This window comes from Janthinobacterium sp. PSRC1-1 (assembly GCF_049897525.1).
GTDB classification, from domain to species: domain Bacteria; phylum Pseudomonadota; class Gammaproteobacteria; order Burkholderiales; family Burkholderiaceae_D; genus Janthinobacterium; species Janthinobacterium tructae.
Window position 1 is genome coordinate 390,080 of record NZ_JAFCWK010000006.1, and the last position, 12,407, is coordinate 402,486.

General features: G+C 61.5%; 10 protein-coding genes. 8 read left to right on the top strand and 2 right to left on the bottom strand.

Annotated elements, in window-relative coordinates; genetic code table 11:
- The first annotated feature begins 1 nt into the window (after window position 1).
- The 7 genes from rplT (at window position 2) to ACP7DW_RS16210 (ending at window position 7,355) form a co-directional block, all read left to right on the top strand.
- Window positions 2-361: a 50S ribosomal protein L20 gene (gene rplT / locus ACP7DW_RS16180; RefSeq protein ID WP_010399214.1), complete on the top strand. Its 360-nt coding sequence runs from the start codon at window positions 2-4 to the stop codon at window positions 359-361.
- Window positions 362-506: 145 nt separating this feature from the next.
- On the top strand, window positions 507-1,523 hold the full coding sequence (pheS, locus tag ACP7DW_RS16185; RefSeq protein WP_034751917.1) for a phenylalanine--tRNA ligase subunit alpha: 1,017 nt from the start codon (window positions 507-509) through the stop codon (window positions 1,521-1,523).
- Between the two features lie 81 nt (window positions 1,524-1,604).
- Window positions 1,605-4,031 carry a phenylalanine--tRNA ligase subunit beta gene (pheT, locus tag ACP7DW_RS16190; RefSeq protein WP_426055234.1) on the top strand — a complete coding sequence of 809 codons (2,427 nt, stop codon included), beginning with the start codon at window positions 1,605-1,607 and terminating at the stop codon, window positions 4,029-4,031.
- A gap of 169 nt (window positions 4,032-4,200) precedes the next feature.
- A complete protein-coding gene (locus ACP7DW_RS16195) occupies window positions 4,201-4,548 on the top strand; it encodes an integration host factor subunit alpha (protein ID WP_010399205.1) in 348 nt (115 codons plus the stop codon).
- Window positions 4,549-4,558: 10 nt separating this feature from the next.
- A complete protein-coding gene (locus tag ACP7DW_RS16200) occupies window positions 4,559-4,963 on the top strand; it encodes a MerR family transcriptional regulator (protein ID WP_426055233.1) in 405 nt (134 codons plus the stop codon).
- 199 nt (window positions 4,964-5,162) lie between these two features.
- Window positions 5,163-5,795 (top strand): response regulator, encoded by a 633-nt coding sequence (locus ACP7DW_RS16205; protein ID WP_034783185.1) that lies wholly within the window; start codon window positions 5,163-5,165, stop codon window positions 5,793-5,795.
- A gap of 144 nt (window positions 5,796-5,939) precedes the next feature.
- Complete coding sequence (locus ACP7DW_RS16210; RefSeq protein WP_298404214.1) at window positions 5,940-7,355, top strand: sensor histidine kinase; 1,416 nt, start codon at window positions 5,940-5,942, stop codon at window positions 7,353-7,355.
- A gap of 73 nt (window positions 7,356-7,428) precedes the next feature.
- Here the strand turns inward: ACP7DW_RS16210 and ACP7DW_RS16215 are convergent, their stop codons facing one another.
- Both ACP7DW_RS16215 and ACP7DW_RS16220 read right to left on the bottom strand, forming a co-directional pair.
- Entirely contained in the window at window positions 7,429-8,238 is an 810-nt protein-coding gene (locus ACP7DW_RS16215) for a Crp/Fnr family transcriptional regulator (RefSeq protein ID WP_077406202.1), read from the bottom strand.
- A 226-nt stretch (window positions 8,239-8,464) separates the two neighbouring features.
- Window positions 8,465-10,522 (bottom strand): methyl-accepting chemotaxis protein, encoded by a 2,058-nt coding sequence (locus tag ACP7DW_RS16220; RefSeq protein ID WP_426055232.1) that lies wholly within the window; start codon window positions 10,520-10,522, stop codon window positions 8,465-8,467.
- 174 nt (window positions 10,523-10,696) lie between these two features.
- On the opposite strand from ACP7DW_RS16220, the gene ACP7DW_RS16225 reads away from it, so the two are divergent.
- The gene (locus ACP7DW_RS16225; RefSeq protein WP_426055503.1) at window positions 10,697-12,373 is read left to right on the top strand and encodes a peptide chain release factor 3; all 1,677 of its coding nucleotides are present in this window, start codon (window positions 10,697-10,699) and stop codon (window positions 12,371-12,373) included.
- Window positions 12,374-12,407 lie beyond the last annotated feature (34 nt).

Sequence of the window (12,407 nt, forward strand, 5' to 3'; positions counted from 1 at the left end):
TATGCCTAGAGTAAAACGTGGGGTTACAGCTCGTGCCCGTCATAAAAAGATTCTTGTTCAAGCTAAAGGCTACCGTGGTCGCCGCAGCCGTGTATACCGTGTTGCCAAGCAAGCAGTTATGCGCGCTGGCCAATACGCTTACCGCGATCGCCGCAACAAGAAACGCGTTTTCCGCCGCCTGTGGATCGCCCGTATCAACGCCGCTTCCCGTGAGCATGGCGTAACGTACAGCGTATTCATGAACGGCTTGAAAAAAGCAAATATCGAACTGGACCGTAAAGTCCTGGCCGATATGGCTGTGATGGACAAGCCAGCATTCGCTGCGATTGTCAACGCAGTTAAAGCAAAAATCGCTGCGTAAGCATCGGTGATTGCAGAACGTCATCCGTAGGGTGACGTCATAAAGAGCGGGGCAGGGGTGTGAACCTTATGCCCCGTTTCCGTTTTTGATTGTTGGACTTTTGATAACCGAGTCCAGAATTGATGTCCAAAACAGGAAATGCCGCATGAACTCCCTAGAAGAACTCGTCGTCTCGGCTCAGGCTGACTTTATCGCCGCCGCAGACGCTGCCGCACTTGAAAACGCCAAAGCCCGCTACCTGGGCAAGACTGGCCAGATTACCGAAATGATGAAGGGCCTGGGCAAACTGGATCCAGACGCGCGCAAGGCGCAGGGTGCCCTGATCAATGCCGTCAAAGTGCAGATCGAGGACGCGCTGACGGCGCGCCGTGATGCACTGGCCGATGCCCAGATGCAAGGCCGCCTGAACGCCGAAGCGATCGACGTGACCCTGCCAGGCCGTGGCCGCATGCCCGGCGGCATCCATCCCGTGATGCGCACGTGGGAGCGGGTCGAGGAAATCTTCCGCTCGATCGGCTTCGACGTGGCCGACGGCCCCGAAATCGAGAACGACTGGACCAACTTCACGGCGCTCAACAGCCCGGAAAACCACCCGGCCCGTTCCATGCAAGACACGTTCTACATCGATGGCAACGACACCGATGGCAAGCCCTTGCTGCTGCGCACGCACACCAGCCCGATGCAGGTGCGCTATGCGCGCACGCATACGCCGCCGATCAAGGTCATCGCGCCGGGCCGCACCTACCGCGTCGACAGCGACGCCACCCATTCGCCCATGTTCCATCAGGTCGAAGGCCTGTGGATCGCCGAAGACATCAGCTTTGCCGACCTGAAGGGCGTGTACCTGAATTTCGTCAAGGCGTTCTTTGAAACGGACGATTTGCAAGTGCGCTTCCGTCCATCGTACTTCCCGTTCACGGAACCGTCGGCCGAGATCGACATCGCCTTCGGCTCGGGTCCCTTGAAGGGCCGCTGGCTGGAAGTGTCGGGCGCCGGCCAGGTGCATCCGACCGTGGTGAAGAACTTCGGCCTCGATCCCGAGAAATTCATCGGTTTTGCTTTCGGCTCCGGCCTGGAACGCTTGACGATGCTGCGCTATGGCATCAACGACCTGCGTCTGTTTTACGAGGGAGACTTGCGCTTCCTCAAGCAGTTTAACTAAGGCGTTTCATTATTCCATGTCACTCGATGCGCTGGAGCGTGCCCTTGCATGCTCGCGTATTGAACATTTGAAAGCTTGATTATGCAATTTTCCGAAAACTGGCTCCGTACCATGGTCGATCCGAAGATGACTTCGGACGAACTGGCCCATCTGCTGACCATGTCCGGTCTCGAAGTCGAGGACGTCGATCCCGTCGCCCCGCCATTCTCGAACGTGGTGGTAGGCCTGGTCCTGGAGATGGAAAAACATCCGAATGCGGACCGCCTGAATGTGTGCCAGGTCGATGTCGGCACGGGCACCATGCTCAACATCGTCTGCGGCGCGCCCAACGTGCGTCCGGGCTTGAAAGTGGTCTGCGCGATGGCGGGCGCCGTGCTGCCGCCTGGCGCCGATGGCAAGCCGTTTGAAATCAAGGTGGGCCAGCTGCGCGGCGTCGAGTCGCAAGGCATGCTGTGCTCCGCGCGCGAATTGAAATTGTCGGAAGAAAACGCCGGCTTGATGGAATTGCCGGACGACGCGCCGATCGGCCAGAATTTCCGCGATTACTTTGCCTTGAACGACTTGAAATTCACCATCAAGTTGACGCCGAACAAGGCGGACTGCCTGTCCGTGCTGGGCGTGGCGCGCGAAGTGTCGGCGCTCACGGGTGTGACCCTGAATGTGCCGCAGTTCCGCACCGTGCCGGTGTCGAGCGACGAAATCCTGCCCGTCAAAGTCAGCGCGCCGGACCTGTGCGGCCGTTTCACGGGCCGCGTCATCCGCGGCTTGAACGCCCGTGCCGCCACGCCGGACTGGATGAAGCAGCGCCTCGAGCGCAGCGGCCAGCGTCCGTTGTCGGCCCTGGTCGACATTTCCAACTATGTCATGCTGGAACTGGGCCGTCCCAGCCACGTGTTTGACCTGGCGAAGATCCACGGCAGCCTCGACGTGCGTTGGGGCAAGGCGGGCGAGTCCGTCAAGCTGTTGAATGGCAACACCATCGCCGTCGACGAATGGCTCGGCGTCATTGCCGATGAGCAGGAAATCGAATCGCTGGCCGGCATCATGGGCGGCGACGCCAGCTCGGTCTCGGACGATACGGACAGCATCTATCTGGAAGCGGCATTCTGGTGGCCGAACGCCATTCAAGGCCGCGCGCGCCGCTTGAATTTCTCGACCGATGCGGCGCACCGCTTCGAGCGCGGCGTCGATTTCGCCACCACCGTCGAGCACATCGAGCGCATCACGGCCCTGATCGTGGAAATCTGCGGCACGCCGGCAACGACCGTCGGCCCCGTTGACGACCACGTGGTGAACTTGCCGCAGCGCCAGCCTGTATCGATGCGCACGGCGCGCGCGCAAAAGGTCATCGGCGTGCCGCTCAACGATGCGCTGATCGCCGATATCTTCACGCGTCTGGCCCTGCCATTCACCCTGGCCGACGGCGTGTTTTCCGTGACGTCGCCCAGCTACCGTTTCGACATCGAGATCGAGGAAGACCTGATCGAGGAAGTGGCGCGCGTGTACGGCTTTGAAAACATCCCGACCCTGCCGCCCGTGGCCGCGAACGTGATGCAGATTGCACCAGAAAATACCCGCTCCCTGTTTGCGGTACGTCATGAACTGGCCGACCTGGGCTTCCAGGAAGTGGTTAACATGAGCTTTGTCGATGCGGCATGGGAGCGCGATTTCTCGGGCAACACCAATCCGATCAAATTGCAGAACCCGATCGCCAGCCAGATGAGCGTGATGCGCTCCTCGCTGATCGGCAGCCTGATCGCCAACGTGCGCTATAACCTGAACCGCAAGACGAACCGCGTGCGCATCTTCGAAGTGGGCGCCATCTACCAGCGCGACGACAGCGTGGAAAACGGTCCCTTGTCGGTGGCCGGTTACGCCCAGCCGAAGCGTGTGGCGGCCATGGCCTACGGCGCGGTGGCCGACGAGCAGTGGGGCCAGCCCGCTCGCACGGTCGACTTCTTCGACGTGAAGGCGGACCTGGAAGCGCTGTTCGCGCCGCTGGTCTTGCGTTTCACCAAGGCGGAGCACCCGGCCCTGCATCCGGGCCGTTCGGCCAACGTGGAACTCGATGGCAAGGTCATCGGTTTCATCGGCGAATTGCATCCGCGCTGGATGCAAAAGTACGACTTGCCGCTGGCGCCCGTGCTGTTCGAAGTGGATGCCGCCGCCCTGACGCAAAGAGTCGTGCCCGTGTACCAGGAAATCTCGAAATTCCCTGGCGCCAGCCGCGACCTGGCCGTGGTCGTCAAGCAATCGGTAGCGGTGCAGGATCTGCTCGACAGCTTCCATGCCGCCGCCAAGGCAAGCGCTGCAGCGCGTATCGTGCAAGCCATTGTTTTATTTGATGAATATCGTGGAAAAGGGCTGGAAACGGATGAAAAAAGCCTTGCTTTCCGGATTAGCTTGCAAGATACTCAAAACACTCTGCAAGACGATGTCGTCGATGGCTTGATGGCTGTCCTGATCGATGCGGCCAAGCAGGGCCACGACGCGAAACTGCGTTCGTAATACCGGACTGGCCGTCGCCTTGCGTGACGGCCTTTCCGTCGTCAACCGTAGACGAGCTTGCCATGTGGCGGGCTCGGGCGCACAGAAAAGGCAGGGCAGGAAAATTAATAACAGCGACGTTGATTCCGCCGTACTGCAATCCGCACTGGCCGCCGATTTGCATCGGGCCATGCTGGTTGCCAAGGTGCGCCAGGAAGCGGAAAAAGATTTACCCACCTTGACCAAGGCGGAACTGGCCGAACTGCTGTTCGAGCAAGTGGGCCTGAACAAGCGCGAAGCGAAGGATATGGTCGAGACCTTTTTCGACGAGATCCGCAATGCGCTCGAGCGTGGCGAGGCTGTCAAGCTGTCCGGCTTCGGCAATTTCCAGTTGCGCGACAAGCCGCAGCGTCCGGGTCGCAATCCGAAGACGGGCGAAGAGATTCCCATCACGGCACGCCGTGTCGTGACTTTTCATGCGAGCCAGAAGCTGAAAAGCATGGTCGAAGAGACCAGTCCGCTGGCACGTGCTGCCTGAGTGAGTGGCGATGAACGAGCGCATCAGTAAAACCGAGTTGATCGCCTTGCCGCCCATTCCGGCGAAACGCTATTTCACGATCGGCGAGGTGAGCGAGTTGTGCGGCGTCAAACCGCACGTACTGCGCTACTGGGAGCAGGAGTTTTCCCAGCTCAAGCCGGTCAAACGACGTGGCAACCGCCGTTATTATCAGCACCATGAGGTGCTGCTGATACGCCGTATCCGCGAATTGCTGTATGAACAGGGCTTTACCATCAGTGGCGCGCGCAACAAGCTCGATAGCCGTGGCGCATCGCATGCCGTCCTCGACGCATTGCCTGTGCTGCCGGCCATGCCTGTCGTGCCGCAGGAAGCACCGCTGGACCGCGTGTGGATACGCAATGAATTAATTGCGATTTTAAACTTGCTAAAATAAGATTTGTACCAATATAGGTCGGGTTGTCCGATACCGGCTGACTATATTGCATGGGCTTGCCGCCCGGCCGCTGCCGTTAGTCTGCGGCGCCATATTTTGAATATAATGTTAATGTTGCGTTTTTGTTAGTGACGCCAAGCCGGAGCAGCGTGCAGGTTCCGGTAGTCTTTCCCAGGCCAGGAAAATTTAAGGGGAAACAATGATACGCGTTGCCATTTGTGATGATCACCAAATAGTACGAGCTGGATTCAAGCAGATTTTTTCGTCGTCAAGCGATTTCAGTGTGGTGGCGGAAGCCGGTACGGGGCGCGAAGCGCTCGATATCGCCCGCCGCGAAATATGCGATGTATTGCTGCTCGATATCGCCATGCCCGATCAGAGCGGCATCGATACCTTGCGCACGATCCGCCAGGGCCAGCCGGAATTGCCCGTACTGATACTCAGCGGCTATCCCGCGCAGCAATACGCGCTGAACCTGTTCAAGATGGGCGCGAATGGCTATCTGAACAAGGAATGCGAAGCCGACGAGCTGATGACGGCCGTGCGCACCGTGTTCCAGGGGCGCCGCTATGTCAGTTCCACCGTGGGCGAGTTGCTGGCGCAGTCGTTCGACCGCGACACGAATGCGGCCCTGCATACGGAATTGTCGGACCGCGAGTTCCAGGTTTTCCTGCGCCTGGCGCGCGGCGCGACCGTGTCCGATATCGGCGTGGCCTTGTCGCTGAGCATCAAGACGGTGAGTACTTACCGTACGCGCATCATGGAAAAAATGGGCTTGCAATCGAACAGCGACTTGACCTATTACGCAATGAAAAACAATTTGCTTGACTAGCGCTGGGGTGCGATCATGGAAACATGATCGCTCAGCCAGCTAGCCGGCACGACTTGTGCAGTGCAGCAGTCTGTGGCGAGGACTATAATTGGCCGGCGCCGGCGCTTTTTCTTGCGCCGAACCTTGCTAAGGATGCACATCAGGATGTATTTCACCGCTGAACCGGCCCCGCATCACCGCCTGCCCCTGTACAAGACGATCCTGTGCGTCACTTGCGCCTTGCTGCTTGTACTCAATGGTTTCAGCCTCTATCACAACTTGCAGTCGCTGAAGGGCACGAATGCCTTGCTCAGCCAGAGCGCCCGCGTGGCCGATCGCCTGCAGTATCTGAACGTGCTCGTGCTCGATGCGGAAAGCAGCTTGCGCGGTTATTTCATTTCCGGCTCCGAAACGTATCTGGGCCCGTCGAAGACGGCTGCCACCGAAATCGACAACGAATTGAACGAGCTGCAAGCCTTGCTCGCGGGCAGTCCCACCCAGCTGAAAAACCTGGCGCAATTAAAAAGCTTGATCCGTCGCAAGATGTCGATGCTGCAAGAGTCGATCGAGGTCTACAGGCAGGGCGGGTTGGCTGAAATCGTCAATATCTCGCGCGTGACCGATGACCGCGCCACCATGGATGAAATCCGCCTGCAGGTGGTGATCATGACGCGCGAACAGAATGAAGCGCTGACGTCCGGCAGCGCGGCCTTTTATCATGAGTACCAGAAAGCCGTGCTGCTCGGCATCGGCATCAATGCGCTGGCCATCCTCGTGCTGATCATGTTTTACCAGTTGGTGCGGCGCAGCTTCCAGAACCGCGCGGCCGTCGAGTATGCCCTGCAAAATGCCAACGACACGCTGGAATCGACGGTCAGCAAGCGTACGGAGCAGTTATCCGTGCTGTCGCGCCATTTGATCAGCGTCAATGAAGTGGAGAAGGCGCGCCTGGCGCGCGAGCTGCATGATGAGCTCGGTGCCAATTTGACGTCGATCAGCATGGACCTGGGCGCCGTCACGCAGCAACTGGCGCACACGCAGCCTGAACTGGCCGCGCAATTGCGCCGCGCCAAGGCCACCCTGCTCGAAACGGTGGAACTGAAGCGCCGCATCGTCGAGGATTTGCGCCCCAGCCTGCTTGATAACCTGGGCCTGTGCGCCGCCATCGAAAGCTATTGCGAGGATTTTGCGCGCATGAGCTCGGTTCGCTGCGAAACGGACGTGGCCATCAATATCGACAACCGCGAAGCCACCCTGACGATTGCCCTGTTCCGCATCGTGCAGGAATCGCTGACGAATATCCTCAAATATGCGCGCGCCGGCATGGTCAGCGTGACATTGAAGCGCAATGAGCACGGCCTGGTGCTGCGCGTGATCGACGACGGCATCGGCATCACCGACGATGCGTTGCAAAAACCCATGTCGCACGGCTTGCTGGGCATGCGCGAGCGGGCCTTGCTGCTGGGCGGCACCCTCACCGTGCGCCAAGGGCCGGAAGGCAAGGGCACTTGCGTGGAAGCCGTGATTCCACTGCCGCTGACGCCGGAGCCGGAAGAGCTCGACGAGGACGCCAGCGTGTGAGTGTTGCTGGATGCAAAAAAATGGCCGGGCATGCAGCCCGGCCATTTTTTTATCTATGCAGATCAGCAGCGGTTCAGCAGCGCGACACGTCGCGCAGCAAGCGGTCGTATTCCGTCTTGGCCACCTTGTAGCACTCGCCCGCATAGCATTCCAGGCCGGCGCGGTCCAGCACCGTGATATTGCCGCGGCGATAGTGGATCAAGCCTTCTTCCTGCAATTTGCCGGCGGCGGCCGTGATGCTTTCGCGGCGCACGCCGAGCATGATGGAGATCAGCTCCTGCGTCACTTTCAATTCGTTCGATGGCGAACGGTCCAGGCGGTCCAGCAGCCAGCGGCACAGTTTTTGCTCGATCGAGCTGTGGCGGCCGCCGACGGCGTTCTGCGCCATTTGCGCAAACAGCGCGTTGGTGTAGCGCATCAACAGCTGGGGCAGGGCGCCGCCTTGATTGAAGGCGTCGCGCAAGCTTTGCGTTTTCAGGCGGTAACCGTAGCCGGCGCTTTGCACGACGGCCGTGCACATGGCGCGTTCGCCGGCCAGCAGCGAGGCACCAGCCACGCCTTCATGGCCGACGACGGCGATTTCCGTCGTGGCGCCATCTTCCATTACGTACAGCAGCGAAATGATGGCGGTGGTGGGGAAATAGCTGTATTCCAGGTTGTTACCGTAGGCATACAATTCCTTGCCGAAAGGCAATTCCACCAGTTCCAGGTCTTCGAACAGCGATTCGAGCGCGGCGCGTGGCAGGGCGGCCAGCAATTCATTTTGTTGGGCACTGCTGAGGCTAACCCGCGACGCAAGCTTGATTTCCCGGCCAGCCGCCGGCATGGCGCGCGGCAGCAACTGGTTCTTCTGGACCGGGGTGATAAGTTGAGTATGGCTCATAGTATTCCTCACAGGCTTTTTGCATCGGAGTGCGACTGCCGCGTTGCTGGTCGAAAGCTGTGCCGCATCCATCGGATAACGGCGTTTTTTTTCGACCGCGCGGTGCAGATCGCGATGTAGCTACTTTAAAAGCTTATGTAAGTGGCGAACATAAGATTAGCAGTCGCCACTTTGTAGTCTCTTTTGAGGTGGAATTGTAGTCCTTGTCCTACATGCACACTTTAGCCTAGCTAGCCTTGCGCCGTTCTGCGCGATTTTGTGATATGACGCGCGGCTTATTGGCGCTCCACAGGCCGGCCGGACGCACGCTGGGCAAGCCGTCGCGCATGCTTGCTGCGGGCGCCGGGCGCGCGGCTGGCGCCTCGTGTTCGCCCAGGCGGAAGCGGCTGACGGCCTGCGTCAGCGCCTCGCCTTCCTGGTGCAGGCGCTGCGAACCGGCGCGCGCCTCGTCGACCAGGCCCGCGTTCTGGCGCGTCATGTCGTCGATTTGCGCCAGCGCGCCGTTGATGCGGGCGATCTCGCCATTCTGCTCGGCGCCGGCGCTGCTGATGCGCCCGATCACCACGGCCACCTGCTGCACCGCATCGACGACTTGCCGCATGGTGTTGCCGGCGGCATTGACGAGCTCGCCGCCCGCATCGACGGTGGCCACGGAATCGCCGATCAGGCGCTTGATTTCCAGCGCCGCCTCGTTCGAGCGCTGCGCCAGGCTGCGCACTTCGGAGGCGACGACGGCAAAGCCGCGTCCTTGCTCGCCGGCTCTAGCCGCTTCCACTGCCGCATTCAGGGCCAGGATATTCGTCTGGAAGGCGATGCCGTTGATGACGCCGATGATGTCGACGATCTTGTGCGAGCTGGCCTTGATCGAGGCCATGGTCTCGACCACGGCGCCCACCGTTTGCCCGCCGCGCAGGGCCACGTCGGCCGCCGTCGCCACCAGGGTGCGTCCCTGTCCTACATGGGCTTCGTTGCGGCCCACGGTGGCCGTCAGCTCGCGCATCGAGTCCACGGTGGCGCCCAGCGCGTCCGCTTGCGTGGCCGTGTGGCCGGACAGGGCCGCATTGCCCTGCGCGATATCGGCGCCGGCCGCCGCGATGACGGCCGCGCCGCCGCGGATTTCCTGCACCAGCGTGGCCAGGCCGTGCGTCATGGCGCCGAAGTCGCGTACCAGGTCGCCGATTTCATCATGCGCCTGCGAGGTGATGCGCTGCGACAGGTCGCCCGCCGCCGCCGCGCCGACGGCCACGCGCAATTGCGTCACGTCGCGCGCGAACGCGGCATAAAAGCCCGCGCACAGGTAGGCGGCGGCCAGCAGTACCAGCAGCATGGCCGCCAGGATCAGGCCGCGGCGCGCCTCGTCGCGCGCGATGCGCTGCGCCAGCAAGTCGTCCAGGGCGCTGGCCGAGGCGCCGGACAGCGCCTGCAGCGCGTCGATCGCCTGCATGCCGGCCGCGTGGAATTGCGCGCCCGAGGTCTGGTCGTAGGAATTGGTCACTTCATTTTTCGTGCGTTCGAGGAAGGCCAGTGCCGTCGGCACGGCTTTCAGGGCCGGCTGCAGGCTGGCGCGCAAGGCCGGCTTGGCGGCGAGGATTTCGTCGAAGCGGGCCGGCAGGCGTTCCAGTTCGTGGCGCGCGATCAGGGCGTTGGCGTTGACGAGTTGATCTTCGTTCGCTTCGAACAGGCCCGTGTCGATGTAGGCGGCGCCGCGCCCGGCGATGTCGGACAGGCTCTCGGCCAGATCGGGCAGGGTGGCCGTGAAGACGGCGCTCAGGTGGTTGGCGCCCGCGTCCGGGTCGAGGCTCAGGTGCGAACGGTCGGCCACCAGCTGGCCCAGTTTGGCCGCCTGGCGCAGCAGCGCCGTGTGCGCCGCATAGCTGTCGCGCGCCGCGAGGCCCGCCTGGCGGCCCAGCAGGGCTTGCCACTGCTGCGTCAGTTCGGCCGCCTGGGGCAGGCCGGCGCCGGCCGGCAAGCGCGCCAGGGACGCCAGTGCGGCCGTGATGCGCGCATTCAGGGCCGAGTTGTCCATGCCCGCCTTGCCGCTCAGGCGCAAGTGTTCCAGGCCGCGCCGTTGCTGCAGCAGCCGCGTGCCTTCCTGCAACTGGCGCACATAGGCCACGCCCCGCTGCGCATCCTGCGCCTGCGCCAGCGACTTGCCCAGCTCCGAGATCAGCAGGGTGGTCGCCAGCGCCAGCGGCAGCAGGAAGACCAGGCAGACCAGCATGAATTTGGGCAGCAGGCGCAAGCGCTGCATGAGTCGGATCGCGGGGGTAAGGAGGATTTTCATCGGTTTTCCAGGGAAGGGTGGCAGCATTTCTGCAGAGCAATGTTGCCTGCGGATTGTGACCTCTTGATGAAGTGGGCAATTTTGCTTTCCGCCCGAGTGAAGCAGTTCACACGGAAGTGCGATCCTTCTGTAAAATCGAGGGTTTTTTGCGAGGGCCATATTATGGTCACCAATATGGCCAACGAGAACGACATCACTACCCCCGATTCCAGCGACAATGCGGACAGCGCCGCAGCGTCAGCCAGCAGCAAGGCGCCTGCCGTGATCGCGCGCGAAGTGGCGCGCCGCCGCACCTTCGGCATCATTTCCCACCCGGATGCGGGTAAGACCACGCTGACGGAAAAACTGCTGCTGTTCTCGGGCGCGATCCAGATGGCCGGTACCGTCAAGGCGCGTAAATCGGGCCGCCACGCGACGTCGGACTGGATGGAAATCGAGAAGCAGCGCGGCATTTCCGTCGCCTCCTCGGTGATGCAGTTCGAATTCCGCGACCACGTCGTCAACCTGCTCGACACCCCGGGCCACCAGGACTTCTCGGAAGATACCTACCGCGTGCTGACGGCAGTCGACTCGGCGCTGATGGTCATCGATGCGGCCAAGGGCGTGGAAGCGCAGACGATCAAGCTGCTGGCCGTCTGCCGCATGCGCAATACGCCCATCGTCACCTTCATGAACAAGATGGACCGCGAGACGCGCGATCCGCTGGACCTGCTCGACGAACTCGAATCGGTGCTCAAGATCCAGTGCGCGCCCGTCACCTGGCCGATCGGCATGGGCAAGAACTTCCGCGGCGTGTATCACCTGCTGAACGACGAGATCATGCTGTTCAAGGCCGGCGAAGAAAAAGCCGACGGCGCCTTCGAAATCATCAAGGGCATCGACAATCCGCGCCTGCAGGAGATGTTCCCGCTCGAGATGGACCAACTGCGCATGGAAGTGGAGCTGGTGCACGGCGCGTCGAACCCGTTCAACCTGGAGGAATTCCTCTCCGGCGTGCAGACGCCCGTGTTCTTCGGTTCGGCCATCAACAACTTCGGTGTGCGCGAGATTCTCTCGGCGCTGGTCGACTGGGCGCCGGCGCCGCGCGAGCGCGACGCGACCGTGCGGTCGGTGGCGCCGACCGAGCAGCCGTTTACGGGCTTCGTCTTCAAGATCCAGGCGAACATGGACCCGGCCCACCGCGACCGCATCGCCTTTTTGCGCGTGTGCTCGGGACGTTTCGAGCGCGGCATGAAGGTCAAGCATTTGCGCCTGGGGCGCGAGATCAAGGTGTCGAACGTGGTGACCTTCATGGCTTCCTCGCGCGAACAGGTGGAAGAAGCGTACGCGGGCGACATCATCGGCTTGCCGAACCACGGCAACATGCAGATCGGCGACAGTTTTTCCGAAGGCGAGATGCTGACCTTTACCGGCATTCCCTACTTCGCGCCAGACTTCTTCCGCTCCGTGCGCATCCGTAATCCCTTGAAAATCAAGCAGTTGCACAAGGGCTTGCAGCAGCTGGGCGAAGAGGGCGCGGTGCAGGTCTTCAAGCCGGTGCAGGGCGGCGAACTGGTACTGGGCGCCGTCGGCGTGCTGCAGTTCGAGGTGGTGGCGAGCCGCTTGCTCAATGAATATGGCGTCGACGCCGTGTTCGAGGGCACCAGCATCAGCAGCGCGCGCTGGGTCAGCTGCGACGACAAGCGCATCCTGCAGGACTTCGAAAACGCGCTGGGCCACAACGTGGCCTACGATGCGGCCGGCAACATGGCTTACCTGGCCACGTCGGGCGTGAACCTGCGTCTGACGGAAGAGCGCTGGCCGAAGCTGACGTTCCACGCGACGCGCGAACATTCGGCCAAGCTGGCTTGATGTGAGTGGTGTCGGGTTACGCGCTGCGCGCTAA

Coding starts and splice junctions, on each gene's coding strand:
- rplT (WP_010399214.1), top strand. CDS start 2: ATGCCTAGAGTAAAACGTGGGGTTACAGCTCGTGCCCGTCATAAAAAG.
- pheS (WP_034751917.1), top strand. CDS start 507: ATGAACTCCCTAGAAGAACTCGTCGTCTCGGCTCAGGCTGACTTTATC.
- pheT (WP_426055234.1), top strand. CDS start 1,605: ATGCAATTTTCCGAAAACTGGCTCCGTACCATGGTCGATCCGAAGATG.
- ACP7DW_RS16195 (WP_010399205.1), top strand. CDS start 4,201: ATGCTGGTTGCCAAGGTGCGCCAGGAAGCGGAAAAAGATTTACCCACC.
- ACP7DW_RS16200 (WP_426055233.1), top strand. CDS start 4,559: ATGAACGAGCGCATCAGTAAAACCGAGTTGATCGCCTTGCCGCCCATT.
- ACP7DW_RS16205 (WP_034783185.1), top strand. CDS start 5,163: ATGATACGCGTTGCCATTTGTGATGATCACCAAATAGTACGAGCTGGA.
- ACP7DW_RS16210 (WP_298404214.1), top strand. CDS start 5,940: ATGTATTTCACCGCTGAACCGGCCCCGCATCACCGCCTGCCCCTGTAC.
- ACP7DW_RS16215 (WP_077406202.1), bottom strand. CDS start 8,238: ATGAGCCATACTCAACTTATCACCCCGGTCCAGAAGAACCAGTTGCTG.
- ACP7DW_RS16220 (WP_426055232.1), bottom strand. CDS start 10,522: ATGAAAATCCTCCTTACCCCCGCGATCCGACTCATGCAGCGCTTGCGC.
- ACP7DW_RS16225 (WP_426055503.1), top strand. CDS start 10,697: ATGGCCAACGAGAACGACATCACTACCCCCGATTCCAGCGACAATGCG.